Source organism: Streptomyces sp. NPDC001816 (assembly GCF_042892235.1).
Classification (GTDB): Bacteria; Actinomycetota; Actinomycetes; order Streptomycetales; family Streptomycetaceae; genus Streptomyces.
In genome coordinates this window covers 175,821-194,655 of sequence record NZ_JBIATY010000007.1, presented here as the reverse complement: position 1 = coordinate 194,655, position 18,835 = coordinate 175,821, and the positions used below count along the sequence as shown (strand labels likewise).

Annotated in this window: 19 protein-coding genes and 6 pseudogenes; 13 read left to right on the top strand and 12 right to left on the bottom strand. The window is 68.6% G+C overall.

Going from position 1 to position 18,835, the window contains the following annotated elements; genetic code table 11:
• Nucleotides 1–77: 77 nt before the first annotated feature.
• Both ACFYZZ_RS25685 and ACFYZZ_RS25680 read right to left on the bottom strand, forming a co-directional pair.
• Entirely contained in the window at nucleotides 78–1,874 is a 1,797-nt protein-coding gene (locus tag ACFYZZ_RS25685; protein WP_389180244.1) for an acyl-CoA dehydrogenase, read from the bottom strand.
• Nucleotides 1,875–1,929: 55 nt separating this feature from the next.
• Nucleotides 1,930–2,699, bottom strand: a pseudogene (locus tag ACFYZZ_RS25680) (SDR family oxidoreductase).
• A 784-nt stretch (nucleotides 2,700–3,483) separates the two neighbouring features.
• Here ACFYZZ_RS25680 and ACFYZZ_RS25675 point away from each other — a divergent pair.
• Nucleotides 3,484–3,642, top strand: a complete 159-nt coding sequence (locus ACFYZZ_RS25675) for a hypothetical protein (protein WP_389180241.1) — start codon at nucleotides 3,484–3,486, stop codon at nucleotides 3,640–3,642.
• Here the strand turns inward: ACFYZZ_RS25675 and ACFYZZ_RS25670 are convergent.
• Nucleotides 3,642–3,983: pseudogene (locus ACFYZZ_RS25670) on the bottom strand (GNAT family N-acetyltransferase); the annotation flags it as partial. The gene ACFYZZ_RS25675 and the pseudogene ACFYZZ_RS25670 sit on opposite strands and share 1 nt — an antisense overlap.
• Before the next feature lie 17 nt (nucleotides 3,984–4,000).
• Here ACFYZZ_RS25670 and ACFYZZ_RS25665 point away from each other — a divergent pair.
• Nucleotides 4,001–4,480 (top strand): transposase, encoded by a 480-nt coding sequence (locus ACFYZZ_RS25665; RefSeq protein WP_389180238.1) that lies wholly within the window; start codon nucleotides 4,001–4,003, stop codon nucleotides 4,478–4,480.
• A gap of 211 nt (nucleotides 4,481–4,691) precedes the next feature.
• Nucleotides 4,692–5,696, top strand: coding sequence for a hypothetical protein (locus ACFYZZ_RS25660; protein WP_389180235.1), 1,005 nt, complete (start codon nucleotides 4,692–4,694; stop codon nucleotides 5,694–5,696).
• A 452-nt stretch (nucleotides 5,697–6,148) separates the two neighbouring features.
• On the opposite strand, the gene ACFYZZ_RS25655 is transcribed toward ACFYZZ_RS25660, so the two are convergent.
• Nucleotides 6,149–6,697 carry a TetR/AcrR family transcriptional regulator gene (locus ACFYZZ_RS25655; RefSeq protein ID WP_389180232.1) on the bottom strand — a complete coding sequence of 183 codons (549 nt, stop codon included), beginning with the start codon at nucleotides 6,695–6,697 and terminating at the stop codon, nucleotides 6,149–6,151.
• Between the two features lie 94 nt (nucleotides 6,698–6,791).
• Here ACFYZZ_RS25655 and ACFYZZ_RS25650 point away from each other — a divergent pair, with 94 nt between their 5' ends.
• On the top strand, nucleotides 6,792–7,313 hold the full coding sequence (locus ACFYZZ_RS25650; protein WP_389180229.1) for a carboxymuconolactone decarboxylase family protein: 522 nt from the start codon (nucleotides 6,792–6,794) through the stop codon (nucleotides 7,311–7,313).
• Entirely contained in the window at nucleotides 7,310–7,510 is a 201-nt protein-coding gene (locus ACFYZZ_RS25645; protein ID WP_389180226.1) for a hypothetical protein, read from the top strand. The genes ACFYZZ_RS25650 and ACFYZZ_RS25645 overlap by 4 nt, the downstream gene beginning before the upstream one ends.
• A 153-nt stretch (nucleotides 7,511–7,663) precedes the next feature.
• Here the strand turns inward: ACFYZZ_RS25645 and ACFYZZ_RS25640 are convergent.
• Nucleotides 7,664–7,906 (bottom strand): annotated as a pseudogene (locus ACFYZZ_RS25640) (transposase); the annotation flags it as partial.
• Here ACFYZZ_RS25640 and ACFYZZ_RS25635 point away from each other — a divergent pair.
• A pseudogene (locus ACFYZZ_RS25635) lies at nucleotides 7,874–8,158 on the top strand (ISAzo13 family transposase); the annotation flags it as partial. The pseudogenes ACFYZZ_RS25640 and ACFYZZ_RS25635 sit on opposite strands and share 33 nt — an antisense overlap.
• Nucleotides 8,151–8,925: pseudogene (locus tag ACFYZZ_RS25630) on the top strand (integrase core domain-containing protein); the annotation flags it as partial. The pseudogenes ACFYZZ_RS25635 and ACFYZZ_RS25630, both read left to right, overlap by 8 nt.
• Here the strand turns inward: ACFYZZ_RS25630 and ACFYZZ_RS25625 are convergent.
• From ACFYZZ_RS25625 to ACFYZZ_RS25610, 4 genes are all read right to left on the bottom strand, one after another.
• Nucleotides 8,922–10,970 carry a spermidine synthase gene (locus tag ACFYZZ_RS25625; protein ID WP_389180223.1) on the bottom strand — a complete coding sequence of 683 codons (2,049 nt, stop codon included), beginning with the start codon at nucleotides 10,968–10,970 and terminating at the stop codon, nucleotides 8,922–8,924. The pseudogene ACFYZZ_RS25630 and the gene ACFYZZ_RS25625 overlap by 4 nt on opposite strands.
• Nucleotides 10,971–11,085: 115 nt before the next feature.
• Nucleotides 11,086–11,271, bottom strand: coding sequence for a hypothetical protein (locus ACFYZZ_RS25620; protein WP_389180220.1), 186 nt, complete (start codon nucleotides 11,269–11,271; stop codon nucleotides 11,086–11,088).
• A 208-nt stretch (nucleotides 11,272–11,479) separates the two neighbouring features.
• The gene (locus tag ACFYZZ_RS25615; protein ID WP_389180217.1) at nucleotides 11,480–11,911 is read right to left on the bottom strand and encodes a chromate resistance protein ChrB domain-containing protein; all 432 of its coding nucleotides are present in this window, start codon (nucleotides 11,909–11,911) and stop codon (nucleotides 11,480–11,482) included.
• Nucleotides 11,908–12,435 (bottom strand): Chromate resistance protein ChrB, encoded by a 528-nt coding sequence (locus ACFYZZ_RS25610; protein ID WP_389180214.1) that lies wholly within the window; start codon nucleotides 12,433–12,435, stop codon nucleotides 11,908–11,910. Before ACFYZZ_RS25610 ends, ACFYZZ_RS25615 begins: the two co-directional genes overlap by 4 nt.
• Before the next feature lie 144 nt (nucleotides 12,436–12,579).
• On the opposite strand from ACFYZZ_RS25610, the gene ACFYZZ_RS25605 reads away from it, so the two are divergent.
• The 6 genes from ACFYZZ_RS25605 (at nucleotide 12,580) to ACFYZZ_RS25580 (ending at nucleotide 16,805) form a co-directional block, all read left to right on the top strand.
• Complete coding sequence (locus tag ACFYZZ_RS25605; RefSeq protein WP_389180211.1) at nucleotides 12,580–12,753, top strand: hypothetical protein; 174 nt, start codon at nucleotides 12,580–12,582, stop codon at nucleotides 12,751–12,753.
• An 87-nt stretch (nucleotides 12,754–12,840) separates the two neighbouring features.
• On the top strand, nucleotides 12,841–13,884 hold the full coding sequence (locus ACFYZZ_RS25600) for a YncE family protein (protein ID WP_389180208.1): 1,044 nt from the start codon (nucleotides 12,841–12,843) through the stop codon (nucleotides 13,882–13,884).
• Nucleotides 13,885–13,947: 63 nt separating this feature from the next.
• Nucleotides 13,948–14,625 carry an ATP-binding cassette domain-containing protein gene (locus ACFYZZ_RS25595; RefSeq protein WP_389180205.1) on the top strand — a complete coding sequence of 226 codons (678 nt, stop codon included), beginning with the start codon at nucleotides 13,948–13,950 and terminating at the stop codon, nucleotides 14,623–14,625.
• Entirely contained in the window at nucleotides 14,622–15,428 is an 807-nt protein-coding gene (locus tag ACFYZZ_RS25590) for an ABC transporter permease (protein WP_389180202.1), read from the top strand. Before ACFYZZ_RS25595 ends, ACFYZZ_RS25590 begins: the two co-directional genes overlap by 4 nt.
• 334 nt (nucleotides 15,429–15,762) lie before the next feature.
• The gene (locus ACFYZZ_RS25585) at nucleotides 15,763–16,407 is read left to right on the top strand and encodes a hypothetical protein (RefSeq protein ID WP_389180198.1); all 645 of its coding nucleotides are present in this window, start codon (nucleotides 15,763–15,765) and stop codon (nucleotides 16,405–16,407) included.
• A 176-nt stretch (nucleotides 16,408–16,583) separates the two neighbouring features.
• A complete protein-coding gene (locus ACFYZZ_RS25580) occupies nucleotides 16,584–16,805 on the top strand; it encodes a hypothetical protein (RefSeq protein ID WP_389180195.1) in 222 nt (73 codons plus the stop codon).
• A gap of 25 nt (nucleotides 16,806–16,830) precedes the next feature.
• Here ACFYZZ_RS25580 and ACFYZZ_RS25575 read toward each other — a convergent pair.
• From ACFYZZ_RS25575 to ACFYZZ_RS25565, 3 genes and pseudogenes are all read right to left on the bottom strand, one after another.
• Nucleotides 16,831–17,143: pseudogene (locus ACFYZZ_RS25575) on the bottom strand (transposase); the annotation flags it as partial.
• A 66-nt stretch (nucleotides 17,144–17,209) separates the two neighbouring features.
• Entirely contained in the window at nucleotides 17,210–17,518 is a 309-nt protein-coding gene (locus tag ACFYZZ_RS25570) for a hypothetical protein (protein ID WP_389180192.1), read from the bottom strand.
• Between the two features lie 451 nt (nucleotides 17,519–17,969).
• Complete coding sequence (locus ACFYZZ_RS25565) at nucleotides 17,970–18,722, bottom strand: hypothetical protein (RefSeq protein WP_389180189.1); 753 nt, start codon at nucleotides 18,720–18,722, stop codon at nucleotides 17,970–17,972.
• Nucleotides 18,723–18,835 lie beyond the last annotated feature (113 nt).

Genomic DNA, 18,835 nt, shown 5'->3' with positions numbered 1-18,835 from the left:
GCTGTACTCGCACCCTCCTGGGTCTGCCGATCTTGCGAATGACCGGCTCAGACCCACGCTTGGAAGGTAGGACAAGCTCAGAAGCAGTCCACGGGCATGTCGATGGTGGTGCGGTCGAGGCTTTCCAGCAGTGCGAACTGCGCCTCGGTCCTGGGCAGTTCGTACCGGAAGAAGTACTGACCCGCCCGCCGCTTGCCGTCGTAGAAGGCCCCGCCGCGTCCGGCGGCGGCCAGCATCTGTTCCAGCCACATCCAGGCGACCACGACGTGTCCCACGGCCTCCAGATAGACCGAGGCGTTGGCGAGGGCGGTCTCGGTGTCCCCGGCCTCCCACAGGCGCCGCGTCACGGCGGCGACGCGGGCGACGGAGGCGTCCAGCTGCCGGGCGAAGCCGGCGACCTGGTCGTCCGCGGCCGCCGCGCGGGCGGTCGTCATGGCGACGGTCTCGATGAGCAGGCGGAGCCCCGCGCCGCCGTCCATGACGACCTTCCGGCCCAGCAGGTCGAGGCCGTGGACGCCGTGCGTCCCCTCGTGGATGGGGTTGAGGCGGTTGTCCCGGTAGAACTGTTCGACGTTGTACTCGCGGGTGTAGCCGTAGCCGCCGTGGACCTGGATGGCAAGGTTGTTGGCCTCCAGGCACCACTGGGAGGGCCAGCTCTTGGCGATCGGGGTGAGCATGTCCAGCAGAAGCCCGGCCCTGGCCCGCTCGTCGGCCGTCGGGGCGGTGCGCTCGTCGTCCAGCAGCCGCCCGCAGTACAGGATGAGAGCCAGCGCGCCTTCGACGTACGACTTCTGGGCGAGGAGCATGCGCCGGACATCGGGATGCCCGACGATCGGGATCTGGGGGCTGGTGGCGTCCCTGGCCATGAGCGGGCGCCCCTGGGGCCGGGTGCGCGCGTAGTCCAGGGCGTGCAGATAGCCGGTGTAACCGAGCGCTGTGGCACCGAGTCCGACACCGATGCGGGCCTCGTTCATCATGTGGAACATGTAGGACAGTCCGCGGTGGGGCTCCCCGACCAGGAAGCCGACGGCACCGGGGGCCCCGCCGGGCCGGAAGGCACCCTCACCGAAGTTCAGCAGCGTGTTGGTCGTCCCTCGATACCCCATCTTGTGATTGAGGCCGGCCAGGGCGACGTCGTTGCGCTCGCCGAGCGTCCCGTCGGCCCCCACCAGGACCTTGGGGACGATGAAGAGCGAGAGTCCCTTCACCCCGGGCGGGCCGCCGGGGATCCTGGCCAGGACCAGGTGGACGATGTTCTGCGTCAGTTCGTGGTCGCCACCCGAGATCCACATCTTGTTGCCGAACAGGCGGTAGGTGCCGTCGTCGGCCTGTTCCGCGCGGGTGCGCACGTCAGCCAGCGAGGAGCCCGCCTGTGGTTCCGACAGGCACATGGTCCCGGAGAAGCGGCCCTCGACCATCGGGCGGACATAGGTGTCGATCTGCCCGGGGGTGCCGTGGGCCAGCAGCAGGTTTGCGTTGCCGATGGTGAGGAAGGGGTAGGCGGCCGTTCCCACGTTGGCTGCCTGGAACCAGGCGAAGCAGGCGTTGGCCACCACGCTGGGCAACTGCATGCCGCCCACCTCGTGGTCCATGCCCCCGCCGATCAGGCCCGCGCCGGCGAAGACCTTCAGGGCCTCTTCGACTTCGGGGATGATGTGCACGCGCTCGCCGTCGAAGCGGGGCTCCTGGGTGTCGTTCTTCTTGTTGTGCGGGGCGAAGTGCCGGGCGGCGATCGTTTCGCTGAGGTCCAGTACCGCGTCGAAGGTTTCGCGCGAGTGGTCGGCGAAGCGGGGGCGCGAGGTCAGAGATTCGACGTCGAGCCACTCGTGGAGCAGGAAGTCGAGGTCGCGGCGGGAGAGCAGGAGGGGGGCCATGGTGTTCTTCTTCTCGGGTTCGGGTGTGCGAGGGAGGGGAACTGTCGCCGGCCGGTCAGACCGTGGTGCCGAGGCCGCCGTCGACGGGGATGACTGCGCCGGTGACGTAGGCGCCCGCACGGCTGGCCAGATAGACGGCGACGCCCGCCATGTCGTCCGGCCGCCCGATCCGGCGCAGCGGAGCCGCCTTGGCGATCGCCTCGCCCATGGCGTCCAGGGTCGCGGCCATCATCTTCGACTCGAAGGGGCCGGGCGCGATGGCGTTCACCGTGATGCCCTGCGGCCCGAGCTCCTTGGCCAGCACGCGGGTCAGGTGGTGCAGGCCCGCCTTGCTGGCCGCGTAGGAGTAGGCCGAGGCCGGGCTGACATGCAGGCCGTCGATGGATCCGACGTTGATGATCCGCGCAGGGTCCTCCATCGACCCGCCGGCGCGCAGCTTCGGCAGGAGGGCTTGGGTGAGCAGGAAGGGGCTGCGCAGGTTGAGGTCCATCACCTTGTCCCAGCCGCTGACCGGGAACTCGTCCAGGGGCGCGCCCCAGGTGGCGCCGGCGTTGTTCACCAGGATGTGTAGGCGTTCCTCCCGCTCGCCGATGTCTGCGGCGAGGCGGTGGCACTCCTCCTCGCGCGACAGGTCGGCGGGCAGCGCGACCGCCTGGCCGGGACCGGAAAGACGCGCACGGCCTCCTCGCAGGCCTCCGCCTTGCGGGAGCTGACGTAGACCTTGGCACCCGCTTCGACAAGGCCCCGGGCGATCATCAGGCCGATGCCGCGGGAACCCCCGGTCACGAGGGCGGTTTTGCCGGAGAGGGAGAACAGTGAGATCACGGTGGACTCCTGAGGGGGAGGGGCGGCACGGGCAGGCTGTTCCCGCCAGGCTAGATACTAAGCAGTCGCTTAGCTGCTGGCCAAGCCTTGCGCCCACGGAACCCCCGTCCGTACCTCGACGGCGGCGGAGTGGACCGGCAGCAGATCCCTAAGGAGTGGCTCTGTCCACAGGAACGGGGCTCTGGCCCACTTCTTGTAGTCGCGCACGCAGCGTGACTGTTGATCTCTGGGTGCTGCGGGTTGAGGCCGCCCGAAAATCGCCCGGCCGGAATCCGGTGGGGGCAACGGTGCTACGCCGTGAACGAGGTGCGGCCGCAGCTGGATGAGCCGCTGTTCTCCTCAGTGGAGGGCGTGTTCGTGTAGTCCGTCGAGGTGTCCGACAGGGCCGTCCGGGTCGAGGCCCGGATGACCGCATCCCGGGCGGCATGCCCGGGATGCGGGTGTTGGGCGCACCGAATACACGGCTCCTGCCTGCGGTTCCCTCGTTACCTGCCAGCAGTCGGCAAGTTCGTCGTGGTGTCGTTGGGGGCGCGCCGATGCGTCTGTGCGGGGGAGTCCTGCCTGCGCCGGACTTTTGCCGAGCAGGTGCCGGGGTTCACGCGTCGGTTCGGTCGACGGACCGGACGGTTGCGATCAACGTTGCTCTAGGTCGGTCTTGCCCTCGTAGGCCGGGCTGGCTCCCGCATGACGGACGTCTTCGCGGGCACCGATCAGCCGGAACACTCTGCTGCGGCTGGCCGTGTCGCTGCCCGATCCTCCGGCTGCGGCGCCTCGCGTGGTCGGCGTGGACGGATACACCCAGCGCAAAGGCCGGATCTACGGAACCGTGCTCGTCACCGTCGAGACACGTCGCCCGGTCGATCTCCTGCCGGACCGGGAGGCGGACGCGCCCGCGGCCTGGCTCGCCGAGCGGCCCGGCTTCGAACGCACCCGCGCCAATTAGACCTCGCCCACGGTGCGGTCGTGACGGCGGATGGAGCAGAGGGCCACGCCGAGCATGTCGTGCCCGTTCCAGGAAGCCCTCCAGCATGCCGGGTCGGTGGTGTCGACGAAGTCCTGGAAGGGCCATTTCCGAGTGAAACCGGTGTTCGCCTACGAATCGACGACCGTCCTCCAGGCTGCACGGTAGTGGCTGGTCCCGATCGGTTCCGTCCGTATCCCGACCGGCAGTTCGCTGCCCGGCTCGGGCAACTGCTGCAGATCGCCCAGCTCCAGCTCGACCAGGCTGAAGACACGTCCGTAGCCAGCTGCGAGCAGAAGCGCCGTGGCATCCTGCTCGGAGGCGGGGCCACACGCCGGTGATGCCGGTCACCGCCGCAGGCACCAAACGTGTTTCGATGGCGGCGCTGATCTACACCAAAGCCGGCCACCGGCCCCGGTTGATCTACCGCATCCACCTCGACCGTGGTCCCGCCAAGGGCCGTCGCAAGGGCTTCACTGAGACTGACTACGCCCGCTTGCTGGATGCCGCGCACCAGCAGCTCGGCGCCCCATCGTTCTGGTGTGGGACAACTCGAACACACACGTCGGTCAGTCGCACCATGCGCGAGCTGATCGCCGCCCGATTATGGCTGACTGTCCACCAGTTGCCGCCCTACGCTCCCGAGCTCAACCCCGTCGAGGACGTGTGGTCGCACCTGAAGAGGTCGCTGGCCAACGTCACCAAACACAGCCTCGACCAGCTCACCGCGCTGGTGTCGCGGCTGAAACGGATGCAGTACCGCCCCCGCCTCATCGAGGGCCTCATCGCCAAGACCAGACTCAACCTCCAATCGCAGTAACCTCAGCCGTTAAAGTAGACGCGAGACCGTGTCCGGGCCGCCGCCGAGTCGCTAGACGAACAGGGCAACCCTGCGGGCGGGTTGTGAGTCTTCTGATCGATCACGTTGTGATCGGAGCCACGAGGAGACCATCATCAACGCCATACGCAAGACCCTGACCGCCACCGCCGTTGTCGGTGCCGTCCTCGCGGGCTCCGCCGCCTGCGGAACGGTGGAGCAGCTGTCCGCCGGCAAGAAGCTCGACCGGGCCTTCGAGAAGCTCGGCAAGAAGAACGCGCTCTCCTTCGAGCTCGACCTGGACACCGACGTCGCGTCCCTGAAGGCGTTGGACGCCGCATCCGACCCCGCACCCGGTGAGGAGATCCCGGACGAGGCCGCCGAGCTGCTCAGCGGCGCGAAGATCACTGTGACCGTGCAGTCGAAGAAGCCACTCGAGGAGTCCGGCGAGAAGGACCTCGTCGGCACGGCCATGAAGGTCAGCACCCCGGACGGCGACCTTGCCGAGTACCGGGTGATCGGCGACTACACCTACATCCGTGCCGACATGGACGCCATGGGCAAGACGATGGGCAGCCCCCTGCCGGACGCTGACGATCTACCCCCGGAGGCCGGGGCGATGAAGGACATCATCGAAGGCAAGTGGGTGAAGTTCAACACCAAGGAGATGGACAAGGCCGCCGCCGAGGACCAGGAGGCCGAGGGCGGTCCTGCGCCGTCCCTCGATGCCAAGACGCAGAAGAAGCTCGTGAAGGCCCTCCGCGAGGTCATCGCCCGTGAGGTGGAGTTCAAGACAGCCGGCGGCGGGGACGGCAGCGAGCACGTCACCGCCAGGGCCCCCTTCCGCACGCTGATCACCGAGCTGTTCGGCGAGATCCGGCCACTGGTGAAGGACCTGCCGCCGGGCATGGAGCTGCCGACAGACAAGGACCTGAAGGACGCTCCCAATACCAAGGTGACGGCGGACTTCACGCTCAAGAACGGTGAGCTGGCCCAGGTGGACATGGACCTCGCCAAGCTGGCCGAGAACACCAAGGTGAAGAAGCTCGGCCTGACACTGCGGATGCGCGAGGGCACCAGGCCCACCGCTCCGGCCGGTGCCACGACGATCGACCTGGACGACCTCATGAACGGCTTCCTCGGCGGGCCGGCGATGGGCGATGCCGAGTTCGACATGAGCGGTCTCGCTGACGAGGACGTCCCACAGGACCAGTTCTGATCGCACCGAGCGCGGGTTCCCACTGCTCCCCGAGGGGGGAGACGGACAGGACCCGCACGGGAAGGGCCTTCGGCAGGCGTCGGCCTGGCAGGGGTCCTTGCCGATTCGGCGGGTGTCACCATCCGCGAGCAGTCGCCGCCCGTTTATGGCTGACTGTCCACCAGCTGCCGCCGTACGCTCCCGACTTCAACCCCGTCGAGGGCGTGTGGTCAAGAGGTTGCTGGCCAACCTCACCAAACACAGCCTCGACCAGCTCGCCGCGTTGGTGAAAACGCGGCTGAAACGGATGCAGTACCGCCCCCGCCCCATTGAGGACTCGTCGCCAAGACCGGACTCGACCTCCAATCGCAGTAGCCTCAGCCGTTACTGACTTCGGCTCGTCAGGGTGACATTCGTCTGCACGCCATGGGCCTGGCTCGCGGCACCGTGGGAGTGTCACCTCCTAGGCAAGGTCACGCTGCGTTGCAGAGCATGGCTGCCGCGACCGCGCGTGCCTCGGCTGCGGGAGCCGACGTGCGTTCCCGCAGCGCAGTGACGATCGCGCCGTCCATCAGCAGAACGAACCGTCGCGCGAGTGCCTCGGCATCCTCGTACCCACTCGAGGCAAGCAGGCCCGCAACGTACGCGGTGACGCGCTCCTTGTGCTCGGCAGCAACCCGGTACGCCGCGCTGCCGGTGTCGGCGGTCTCGGCCATGGTGTTGATGAAGGCGCAGCCGCGGAAATCGGCGTTGGCGAAACGCTCGGCCAGCGCATGGAAGACGTCCAGGGGCTCTCCGCCGAAGGCGTCCACGCGTTCGGCCAGCCAGGCGCGCCAGGCCTGGTCGCGTCGTTGCAGGACGGCCACAACCAGGTCGTCCTTGCTGGCGAAATGTCTGTAGAAGGAGGCCCGGCCGACTCCCGACGCAGCCAGGATGCGTTCGACGCCGACGGCGCGGATGCCCTCGGCATAGAAGAGATCCTCGGCGGCGTCGAGGAGGCGTTCGCGTGCATGGGTGGCCATGTGACCAGGCTATCCCGATCTTGACGATGACGGAACCGATCAGTACCGTCTTGCCGCAAGAAGACGGAACCGATCGGTACCATCTGGAGGACTCATGCCACGGATGCCGCAGCTCACCGACGACCCCTCGGGGCTTCTCGACCAGACCCGCCGCCAGCTCGGCCGACTGCCCAACCTGTATGCGGCGCTGGCCAACGGCCCGGCGGCACTCGCCGGCTACCTGGCCTTGCGCGATCACCTCGGCCGCGGCGTTCTGCCCACCCGGCTACGCGAGCAGCTTGCGCTCCTGACCGCACAGGAGAACCACTGCACGTACTGCGTCAGTGCCCACACGCTGCGGGGCCGGAAGCTGGGCCTGAGTGACGAGGAACTGGTCCGCACCCGCGAGGCTGCCGACGACACCGACCCGCACGCTGACGCGGTGCTGCGGATCACCCGCGAGGTTATGCGTACCGGGGGCCGCGTCGAGGACACGGCGCTGGCCGACGCCCGCCGAGCCGGGGTGACCGATGCCGAGCTGGCCGAGATCGTCGCCCACATCGCACTCAACACGCTGTCCAACTACTTCAACCACCTTGCCCAGCCGGACCTCGACTTCCCGGAGGTGTCTGCGTGATCCGCGAGTGGCGCAAGGGCTCGATCGAACTCGTGTCCGGCTACACCATCACCGACGCCGACGGCCGTTCCGTCGGCCGCGCCGAGGGCGTCGACTTCGCGCTCGAGGGCGGCTTCGTCAACGTCCGACTCCCTGGCGCCCCCCACACCCAGTTGGTCTCAGCTCCGGCCGTCCGTCTGATCACCTGCGAATCCTGACCCGACCTTGAGGCTCTGATGCGGGCTATTGCCTGGCCAGCAGGCCGTCGGTATCAGCCATGCGCTCAAGGGCGTCGTAGCCTCACCCCGGCATGCGCGGGCCCGGCCCGGATCGCATGATCCTGGGCCGGGTCGATCACAGATTTCGGCTGGTTAAGGTGATGTTGGTGTATCGAGGTCCAGGCCGGTTCCGGCTATGAAGCCGTTGAGGGTGTCAGGCCGGTACTGAAGCCGCTTGAGGCGGTTGCGCACGAGGACTTCGAGTCGGTCGAGGGCGACAACGGCAAGGTTGGCCAGGCTGCGCTTGACATGGGCCCATGCACCTTCGACAGGGTTCAGGTCGGGTGCGTAGGCCGGCAGCACATACACGGTCAGCCACTCGCGCTCCGCGACGAGGGGGCACCTGGTATCCGGGCGGTCGCGCGGACAGCCCAGGTCGGCGAGACGACGGTCCGCAAGGACGTGGACCAGTTGAAGGCCGGTGAGGAGCCTCTGGGCCGGGCACGCAGGCGCGGTGGCGGTCGGAAGAGGGTCGTGGACGTTGATCCGGATCTGCGGCCCGCGCTGCTGGCGCTGGTGGAACCTGACGAGCGGGGCGATCCGATGTCGCCGCTGAGCTGGACGGTGAAGTCGACCAAGCATCTCGCGCGTCACGGCTCACAAGTGGACCGCCGCTGGCGGGCAGAGGGCGAGCAGCCGGGCCTCCACCGCTGCCGCAAGCTGGGACCGGCCCGTCTCGGGCCGATCCTGGGCCTGCCCGCCTCCACGGTGCACCGGATCCTGGTCCGCCACAGCCTGAACCGCCTGGCCTTCCTTGACCAGCCCACCGGGCAGGTCACTACGAACGCGACCGGCCCGGCGAACTCCTCCACGTGGACGTGAAGAAACTCGGCCGGATCCCCGACGCGGCGGCCACAAGGTCCTGGGCCGACAGGCAGGCCGGGCCACCCGCAGCAGCGTGGGCTTCGACTACGTTCGCTCCGCCGTCGACGACCACTCCCGTCTCGCCTACAGCGAGATCCACCCGGACGAGAAGGCCGACACCTGCGCCGCCTTCCTGGCACGGGCCGCAGCCTTCTTCGCCACCTGCGGCATCCGCCGCATCGAACGCGTCCTGACCGACAACGCCTGGCCCTACCCACAAGAGCTTCGCCTGGCGCCAGGCCCTGGCCGACCTCGGCGCCACCGGCAAACTCGCCCGCCTCTACCGGACACAGACCAACGGCAAGGTCGAACGCTTCAACCGCACCCTGCTCGACGAATGGGCCTACCTACGGCCCTGCACCAGCAACACCGAACGCACCGCCGCCCTGGCAGACTTCCTCCACACCTACAACCACCACCGCTGCCACACCGCACTCGGCGGCCAGCCAGCCATGACCCGCGTGAACAACGCTTCAGGTCAATACATCTAGCGGCTGTTGAGGGCCACCGTCTCGTCCGGCACTAGCGGTGACTGCGCGCCCGGCCCGCGCCCGCCAACCCGCATGGCGACGCACGCCGCCAGGTACAGCAGGGCGACGACCAGCAGCAGCACCTGATAGCCCGTCACCAGCGCCAGATACTCCAGCGCGCCCCCGGTCAGCGCACCCAGCAGATTCGCGCCGAACGCGGATGTCGGGTCCGCGGCGAGCGCGAGGCGGTCCGAGAAGATGAGGTTGGCGCAGAAGATGGGGGCGAAGGCCAGGGCGATGGCGGCGGCGAGCCGTCCGGTGAAGGGCAGCGAGAGCACCTCGTGCACCGGGACGAGCCAGGCTGCCGCGAGGGTGCCGAAGAGCAGGAGCTGCAGCGGCAGCTGGTTGACCCGCCGTAGCCGGCGCCGGACCTCGACCGCAGCGAGGACGGCAAGCAGGACGCCGATGAAGACCAGGGCGTTGACCAGCCAGGTCGTTCCGAAGTAGAGCGCGAAGCCGATCACGTTCTTCGTTTCGAGCAACATGAAGGCCGCACCCATCAGGAACATGTCGGTGTAACGGACCGTGCTTCGGATCCGGACCCCGGTCAGGCGCACCGCCAGGAGCGTCACCAGCAGGATCGCGCCCAGCGCGCCCAGGTACAGCGTGGGAATGTCCCGGTGGAGCAGGTATGGGAACGGGTGGTCATCGCTCGCGGCCTCCGGGACCGCGCCGCTGGACTGCCAGATCCGCTCGCACGACTGGTCGGCGGTCGTCATTCCGGCCACCAGCACGGCCGCGTTCTTGCCGAACGTCGTCATACAGGGGGCATGGCCATAGACGCCATCGAGGGAGCCGGCGAAGCGGTCGACCAGCCAGCTCGTCCGGTAGTAGTTGTACATGGCGAACGCGCCGTTCGGCACCAGGTGATCGCGTGCGGCCTTGAACGCCTGCTGGGTGAACAGGTAACTCTCCAGGCGCAGATTGCTCGCCCCGGCCACCAGCGTCAGCGAGTCCGGCAGCGCCAGGACGACGAGGTCGTACTTGGCGTTCGTCCGCTCAAGGAAAGCCCGTCCATCATTGATGTAGACGTGCACCCGGGGGTCGTCGTACGGCTTCGCGGGGTGCAACTGGGCGCCAATCTGCTGCAGCCGGGGATCGATCTCGACCGCGTCCACGCGCTGCGCTCCGTGCGCCAGCGCGACCGCGACGTCATTGCCGTTGCCGGCCCCGATGACCAGCACGCGTTTGTGCGGGTTGCCGGGCGTCCGGTCGTACGGCTGCCGATAGGGCGAGTTTTTTTGCATCAGCACCGGGAGCGGCGCGATGCTCTGGTGCGGGACACCGTTGGCGGAGATGCGGTACTCCCGCGTGGTGGACGTCATGGGCGTGAGCTGGATCTTGTAGTAGGGCGACCAGGAGATACCGGCCGTCGTCGTCTCCACGAACAGCGCAGCGACCATCGCCGTGAGGGGGACGCCGTACCGCAGGGTGTTGCGCCGTCCGCCTAGGATCAGCAGGGCCGCGGCGGCGAGTACGCCCCACACGACCGACGGAGCGCGGAGCCAGGACAGCAGGGCGAAGGACACCGAGCCGGTGATGCTGCCGAGCAGGTCGTAGCGGTAGGCGTCGAGCGAGGGAAGTCGGCGGAAGAGATCGGCGGTGATCTTGCCGATCGCGACCATGATCACCGCGGTGAGCAGGAAGATGGCCGGCAGCGTCACCCACTCGGGGAGGCCGGTGGTCTTCACGGCGGTGAAGTAGATGACCTGGCCGCTGCTCTGACGCACCTGCACCGGAAACTCGCGTACCAGAATGACGAGAAGCGCGAGCGGGACCGGTGCCCAGCGTGTGAGCCACTGCCCGCGCGCGGCGGGGATCAGGAACCCGATGCCGATACCCAGGAACGACCCCAGCAGGACGAAGTTCGAAAAGTAGCTGAGGTGGACGACGTTGGCGCCCGCCCATCTGATCAGCGCCAGCTCGACGAAGAGCATGGTGGCGCTGGCCAGCAGCAGCCTCCAGCGCACGGAGCGGTCGGCCTGTCTGGTTCTGGTCGGTTTCACACGTATTTACGGTGCCATCTTCGGTGCGGTGGGGCGAGATGACTTGCCGATTTTGCGACGATATCGCCCTCGGTCTTCGGCCGTCCGGACGTGACCGCCTCAGCCGCTCGTCGTGTCAGGTGGTGATGACGTTGAGCGCCGGTGAAGCGAGGGTGGCCAGGGCCCAGGTCTGGGCGTAGCGGCGTGGTTCTGCCAGGTTGCGGGCGTCGGCGTAGAGGCTGACGAAGATGTATGTGAGGACGGATGCGGCCCAGTCGTTGGCGGAGAATCCCGGCAGGCCGTCCCGGTTCAGCTGCGTCATGTTCGCGGAGGGCCGCCACAAGTACACGGAGGCCGCGGACGGCACTGCGACGGGGGCCATGTCGGGCCATGCGGATCGGGGAAGCCGCCAGAACGCCTGTGATGGCGGCGGTCAGCGCGATGTGGGCGGCGCTGAAGGTTTCGGGCGACGAGGCGATGACGAGGGCCGTGGCGTGTTCCTGGATGACTCGTCGGATGGTCGAACGACGTCAGGAGGGAGCACGGCCTATCAGCATGGCCCGGTGGTGGTACTCGTACAGGCCGTCGAAGAGCGGGCCGGTCAGCTCCAGGATCCGTTCGTCGTCGCAGATCATGGACAGGCCGCGCAGGATGACATCTACGCCGGGGGCTTCGGGGGCGTCGTAGCGTTCGTCGTCCAGGTCAGCTTCGTGGACGATCTCCGCCAGTTTCCACAGCACGGGATCGGTCAGGTCGTGGTGGCGCAGGGTCGTCTCGAAGGAGCAGTCGCCGCCGTGGTGGCCGAGCTGCACGCCGCGCATGTCGAACGGGGTTGCGTCGTCCGGGACTTCGGCGGGGTCGGTGACGAAGACGAACTCCGCCTCCTTGTCGATGTGTCGGCGGATGAGCCAGGGGCAGGCGGCCCGGTCGATGTGGACCCCGGCGCGGGTGGCCCACTTCATGCGTTCTTCTCCGGGTGGTTTGCGGCCTTCGGTGCTGCGCCGGCTTTGCCGCCTGGTTCGTCGGCGAGGGCACGTACGGCGGCGTGTGCGCGGTCGCGTTCCAGGGGCGGGAAGAAGTCGCGGCGGCCGATGCGTCGCAGTTCGGCGCGCAGCCTGCGGACGACGGAGGTGGCGTTGGCCGCGCCGGTGGCCCGGGTTGCCTGGTCGATGTCGGCTTGGTACTCGGCGGCGCGGGTGTCGGCCATGGCGGTGGCCAGCTCTCGCTCCTGGGCGTGGGTCGCGGGCCGAGCCAGCCAGATCGAGGCGGCGCCGCCGGCCTCGATCGCCTCGTCGGCGATCCACTCCAGCTGCTCGCGGGTGCGGGCATCGGCGGGCAGCGCAACCAGACCGTCGGAGAGCTGGGCGACTCCCAGGCGCTTGAGCTTGCGCCAGACCGTGATGCGGGGCGTGGAGGGTTCTCGGGGCACTCGGTAGGAGAGCAGGACCCACTCGCCCGGGTCGCGGGTCGGCCGGTCAGCGGCCATGGCGTCTACCGGTCCGTGCAGCTGTCGTTGTCCGGTCTATCAGCGTTCCCCACAGCGGGTGCGCTTGCTGCGGCCGTCGGGCCCCTGGCCTGGAACGCGATCCTTCGTGCCGCTCACGGAGAGCAGTTCTTCACCGACGCACCCGTGATCGTCTTCCCCGTCAGCTGGCAGGACACCGGCTCCGGCGTCTTCGCTCTGGCCGCCGCGTCCCTCGGCTACGGGCTCGGCCCACTGGCCGCGCAGCCGAGCCGCACCAACATCCGCTACGCACTCCTGGCCGCCGTCGCAGCCCTTCTTGTCGACATCTACCTGTACTGAACGGCCTGGTCGTCCCGTCGCTCTCCGTGGATAGCCAGCTGCGGGACGACCTGGCCGCTTCACCGTCGACCCCGGGAAAGCCCGCACATGATCCGTCGTCTCAGTCCCCGCACCCTGCTCGCCCTGACCGCCGGTCTTGTCCTCACCGTCGCCGCCGCCGCGGCCGGCGTAATGCTCACCCGGGGCGGCGGCCAGGCACCCAAAGTGGCGCTGCCGCTCCGCCCGGTGAAGGAGATCGCCCTGCCGGGTGACAGCTCGCGCTTCGACTACGCAAGCCTCGACCCCGACCGCGGGCTGCTGTTCATCGCCCACATCGGCGCGAGCCAGATCATCGAGGTGGACGTTCACAGGGACCGCGTCGTACGCACCATCGACGAACTGCCCGGCGTCCATGGCGTGCTGGTCGTCCCGTCCCGCCACACGGTGTACGCCACCGCCACCGACGCCAACCAAGTGGCCGCCATTGACGAGACCACCGGAACCGTCCTGCACCGCAGCCCCACCGATGACTACCCCGACGGGCTGGCCTACGACCCCGTGCACGGCACGGTGTGGACCACCAACGAGTCCGGTGGCTCGGAGACGATCACCGATGCCGCCACCGGAGCGTCCCGCGGCACCGTCACCCTTGGCGGCGACGTCGCCTACGACCCCACCACCCGGCAGATGCTCGTAGACGTCCAGACCCGCAACGAACTCTCCGTCATCGACCCGACCGCCCTCCGCATCACCCGCCGCGTTCCCCTGCCCGGCTGCGACCACGACCACGGCCTCACCCTCGCCCGCACCGACCACCTGGCCTTCGTCGCCTGCGACGGCAATGCCCGCCTGCTGACCGTCGACCTGACCACCTGGCACGTCACCGGCACCTACCAGGTGGGCGATGATCCCGACGTCCTCGCCTACGACCCCGCCGCCCGCCACCTGTACGTGGCCGCCGAGTCCGGCTGGGTCACCACCGCCGACAACCGCAACGGGCACCTGACCGTCACCGGCCGCGCCCACCTAGCCGACGGCGCCCACGTCGTCGCCGTCGACCCCACCACCCACCGCAGCTACTACCCCGTCCCGCACGGCTCCGACGGACACCCAGCCCCGCTTGTCTATCGGCCCGGACCGTGGACCCTCTGACGGGAGAGATTGAATTGGTGTAACCATGGTTGCATGAGTGCGGTAAAAGGTGGGGATGGGCCCGTGGAGACGAGCGCGTTCGCCCTGGATCAGGTCACGGTCCGGCGCGGCGACGCGGCCCTGCTGGAGGAGATCACCTGCGGCATCCCCATCTCGGCCTGCACCGCCCTGGTCGGACCGAGCGGCGCGGGCAAAACCACCCTCCTGCGCCTCCTCAACCGGCTCGAAGAACCCACGACCGGGACCGTCACCTTCCATGACCACCCCCTTACGGCCTGGAACGTCCTCACCCTGCGCCGCCACGTCACCCTCGTCGGCCAACAACCCGTCCTGCTCACGGACACCGTCCTGAATGACCTGCGCGTCGGCCGCCCCGACCTCGACCGGCACGAAGCAGCGGCCCTGCTCGACCGCGCCCACCTGCCCGCCGCCTACCTCGACCGCGCCACCACGAACCTCTCCGGCGGCGAAGCCCAACGCGTCTGCCTGGCCAGGGCCCTCGCCGTCATTCCCCAGGCACTACTCCTGGACGAACCCACCTCCGCCCTCGACGCGGGCGGCACCGCCGCCGTCGAGGGCGTCGTACGCGAACTGGTCGCCGACGGCCTGACCGTGGTCCTGGTCAGCCACAACACCGCACAGGCACGCCGCGTCTCCGACCACGCCCTCGTCCTCGACCACGGCCGCCTCGTCGAACAGGGCAAGGCCCACCACGTCGACTACCTCAAGGAGCCCGCGTGAACCCCGCCGTCCCCACCTGGGCGGGAGTCGCCGCCTCCGCCTCGCTCATCGCTCTCACCATCGCCGTGGCCTGGCACGGACGCCTTCACCTGGCCCGCGACATCGCCGTCGCCGCCGTCCGGGCTGCACTTCAACTCGCCGCGGTCGGGGCTCTCCTGCTGCTGGTCTTCCGCCACACCGGACTCGCCGGAGCCATGGGCTGGCTCGCCCTCATGGTCCTCATCGCTGGTCAGGTAGCCGCCCGCCGTACCCCGGCCCTGCCCAAGGCCCTCTCCACCGCGACTGTGGCGATCACCGCCGGCACGGCGTCGACCATGGGCACCCTGCTCGCCCTCGGCGTCATCGCCACCCGAGCCCGCGTCGTCATACCCGTCGGTGGCATGGTCGTCTCCGGCGCCATGCAAGCCACCGCCCTCGCCCTCACCCGCCTCCATGACGAAGTCCGCGCCGCGCGCCCCGCCATCGAGGCCCGCCTCAGCCTCGGCCTCGCCGCCACCGACGCCTTCGCCCCGCACCAGCGCACCATCGTCCGTACAGCCCTGATCCCCGCCCTCGACTCCACCAAGACCGTCGGCGTCATCAGCCTCCCCGGCGCCATGACCGGCCTCATCCTCGCCGGAGTCGACCCCTTCACAGCGATCCGCTACCAGATCGTCGTGATGTACATGCTGCTCGCCGCCGCAGCACTCGCCGCGCTCATCGCAGTACGCCTCGCTGAGCGCGCCCTGTTCGACGATGCCCACCGCCTGCGCCCCCTTGAAGGGACTGAAGGAGCCAGGGCAACTTCCGGCTCCCGGGACTGAAAAATTCTGACCTTTTCTCAGGATGCCTCGTTGGTCTGAACGAACTACCTTCGTTGGTGCACCAGTTGTGGGTGAAACGCCGGGACATATGAGGGGATAAGGTCCTCTTTCGGATCTTGCCGGTTAAGCCTGCGTCGTCCGGTGCCATGGGGTCTCCCCAGGCCCGCGGGGCCGAGGGGAAGCATCGGCGTGTTGGCGGGGCGCCTGCGTACTGGACGTACTTGGTGCTCCGCCGACGCGGCGAGGTGCGGTGCGGGGCGGCGCGGGTCAGGCAAGATCCGGAAGAGACGGCCTGGGGCCTGCGTTGTCGGTGGTCCGTGGCACAGTGCACCGCATGAACGAGGACATGCACGGCGCCGCGCTGATCGACCGGGTGATCGAACGGGTCCGGGAGCAGGGCTGGCCCACCTGCGACGCTCCGGACCTCGATGAACCGGTGCCGCTGGCGCCCGAGGTGCTCGACCGGCTGAGGCTGGCCGGCGATCGGCCGCTGCCGCCCAGCCTGCGCCGCTGGCTGGCCTTCGACGGCTCCTGGCTCGCCGACGTCGGCTGGTACGAGGATCCGGCCGAGCCCGTCCTCGGCGACCGGGGGCTTGGGGCGACGGCGCAGTGGATGTACGGCTCCTGCGGCGGCATGGCCGCGATGTTCGGCGACTTCGAGAAACTGCTGCCCGCCGTGTGTCTGCCGCTTGTCGGCGGCAGCGACTCGCGCCGCTTGCTCTACCTGGGCTCGCCGGACTCCACGGGCGAGTACCCGGTGCTGGTGACCGATATCGACGACCTGCCGTACGTGGCCGTGATGTACCCCGGTCTCGACGTGTACCTCGCGGACCTCGCCGATGTCCTGGACCTGGACTTCGACACCTACACCTCGCTCGCCGCGGATCCCGAGTACGCCGCGCGGATGGCCGAGCACGCGGAGAACACCGGACTCGGCCCGGACGGACTGGAGTTCCACGAACTCGACCTCTTCGACTAGGTACTCTTTCGGATCTCGGCGGTTCGCCGGATGGCACTCCCAGCTCCTGGGGCTGGGAGTGCCCCGACGTTGTGCGCCTGCCGATTCCTGAGGGCGAAGTCTTGGGCGTGTCCGCCGGGCGGGCGAGGGCGTAATCCGGTGGCTACTCTCTCGGCAACGTCCCTAGGGTCGCTGGGATGACACACAACACTGTTGACCCGGCGACGATCACACCGGAGATGGCTGATCAGATCCGCACGTGGCGATGCGATGAGGACTGCTCCTGGCGCGCCGTGGCCCAGGCCGCGTGCGACCTGTGGGGCTCCGAATGGGGCAGCAACCAGCTCTTCGGCGAAGACCTCTGTGTAGCCGCAGCGAAGCTTCTGGGCGAAAGCCCCTACCGGGAACCTTGGAACTGACGCTCCTCAGATGGCTCCTCTCGGATCAGCGAGCGGACCAGATGAAGATGCCGGCGATATGAAGTCCGGATCGGAAGACGGTGGCGATCTTCTCATAGCGGGTTGCCGAGCCGCGCCAGTTCTTCAGGCGGTTGATGCACCGTTCGGCGGTGTTGTCGTTTGTAGGCCTCGCGGTCGAACGTAGGTGGACGGCCTCCTCGGCGGCCTTTGCGCCTGCGGTTGGCGACTTGACCGGCCGGCTGGGGAATCACCGCCCGGATTCCTCGTCTGCGTAGGTGCTCGCGGATGGCCCGGGACGAGTAGGCCCGGTCCGCCAGGACCACCAGGGGCCGCGTGCGTGCCACCAGCGCAGCGAGCCAGGCCAAGCGGGAGATCATTGCGAGGCGTGGATCAACAGCTGGCGCTCAGGGCCGTGGGGAACCCGGGTTGGTGCGGAGGCGCCTGACTTCAGCAATGAGGCGGGTTATGTCTTGCCGGGCGTGTGCGATGAAGTCGAGATCCTCACTGCTTGCAGGGGGAACGCCATCGTCAGTGGACCGGAAGACGTACATGTCCGGCTCATCACCGCGGGCGATTCGGATGAAGTCGTCACCGCTGGAGTGGTCGCGGCCCTCAACGAATGCCTCCCACGGTGGTGGACTGGCGGCCTCGCAGCGTCGTTCGATCTCGTCGAGTTCGTCGTCGCTTATGTTGCCGGAGCTGTTCACGGTCAATGGCACTCCTTGTCAGAGATGCTTGCTGCTCGGCGCCAAGTGTGCAGGGTACGGAGCGGCAGGCGGAGACGTAATAGGTTTTGGAGGGGTCAGGGTCAACACGTGCGTTGATGCCTGATCAGGGGCTGGGCTGATGGCAGGCAGGACGTCCCCGGGCCTGACGTGGAGATCGTTCGCTCCCGCACCGGTGAGGACGAGCGAGTCCCGTGGGGCGCGGCAACTTCGTCGGCCGCCAGCCAGGGGTGGCGGCGGGCCACTGTCAGCACCGGGCCTGGAGTTCGCCCGCTCGGACGCAGCAAGATCGCGGCCCAGCCGAGATCGCTGACCATCACACGGCGATGGCCGGGAGAGCGAAGCCACCTGCGCGAACACGGACTGCTCGACCGTTGAGCTGCCGCCTGCGAGCATGGTGTGCGGGCGCTCCCGGGGAGCCGTGCCCGCACACTGCACGTCATGGGGCGTCGGGCCTGCCGGGGGAGAACGTGAACTGCTGTCCCGGGCGGTAGGCGCGGACCTCCACACCGTTCTGTCCCGTCCGTACCAGATGCACACGGCCCAGCCCGGACACCTGCGCCCGCTCGTCGTCGCAGACCAGCACGGTGTTCTCGTCGATCGCCACTCCTGCTCCGTGCGAGCTGCGCCCGAGGGCTACGGCTTCGATCAGACGTGGCAGTGTGCCCCACTGCGCGGTGTGCACATCAACCGTCCACGGCACCAGGCCCAGGCCGGGCCTGACCTCGATCTCGTCCAGGTCCTCACTGGCGTCCTCGGGGCACACGGGCACGTTGTCGGACAGCCATCCGCCGAGCAGTGCCGATCCGGCGGCCATCGCCGCGCCGGCGGAGAACCCGGCGTAGGGCATGCCCCGTTCAGCCAGCAGTCCGGTCACGTCACCGAATACGGGGGCCAATGCGTCCTGGTAGGCCGGCGTCAGTCCCCCGCCCACCAGCAGGGCGTCCGCACCGTCGAGCCGCGCGGGGTCCAGGGTCCCGCCCAGCGGAACCAGTACCGACACTGGAGTGCAGCTGCCGGCCTTGCGCAGCGCTGTGTCGTACCGCGCGAAGTCCTGTGCTCCATCGCCCTCGTCGAGCAGCAGCACTGCCACCGTGGGTTCCCGATGCCGGGAGGCGTCGGCCAGGAAGGGCCTGTAGACCGCCTCGGTGGCCTCCGTGTCCCAACCGCCGCCGATGAGATGCGTTCTCACTGTCAAATCTCCTTGTCCGTAGCCGCCACCGGCTTCGGTCCGCAGCGGACCGGCCGTTGGGCCTGGTGGCTGGATGACAGTAGCCTGCAGTGTTCTGTCCTTTCATCACTTGG

Coding starts and splice junctions, on each gene's coding strand:
- ACFYZZ_RS25585 (WP_389180198.1), top strand. CDS start 15,763: ATGAACGAGGACATGCACGGCGCCGCGCTGATCGACCGGGTGATCGAA.
- ACFYZZ_RS25615 (WP_389180217.1), bottom strand. CDS start 11,911: ATGAAGTGGGCCACCCGCGCCGGGGTCCACATCGACCGGGCCGCCTGC.
- ACFYZZ_RS25665 (WP_389180238.1), top strand. CDS start 4,001: ATGCCGGTCACCGCCGCAGGCACCAAACGTGTTTCGATGGCGGCGCTG.
- ACFYZZ_RS25655 (WP_389180232.1), bottom strand. CDS start 6,697: ATGGCCACCCATGCACGCGAACGCCTCCTCGACGCCGCCGAGGATCTC.
- ACFYZZ_RS25620 (WP_389180220.1), bottom strand. CDS start 11,271: ATGACGCAGCTGAACCGGGACGGCCTGCCGGGATTCTCCGCCAACGAC.
- ACFYZZ_RS25600 (WP_389180208.1), top strand. CDS start 12,841: ATGATCCGTCGTCTCAGTCCCCGCACCCTGCTCGCCCTGACCGCCGGT.
- ACFYZZ_RS25580 (WP_389180195.1), top strand. CDS start 16,584: ATGACACACAACACTGTTGACCCGGCGACGATCACACCGGAGATGGCT.
- ACFYZZ_RS25650 (WP_389180229.1), top strand. CDS start 6,792: ATGCCACGGATGCCGCAGCTCACCGACGACCCCTCGGGGCTTCTCGAC.
- ACFYZZ_RS25610 (WP_389180214.1), bottom strand. CDS start 12,435: ATGGCCGCTGACCGGCCGACCCGCGACCCGGGCGAGTGGGTCCTGCTC.
- ACFYZZ_RS25685 (WP_389180244.1), bottom strand. CDS start 1,874: ATGGCCCCCCTCCTGCTCTCCCGCCGCGACCTCGACTTCCTGCTCCAC.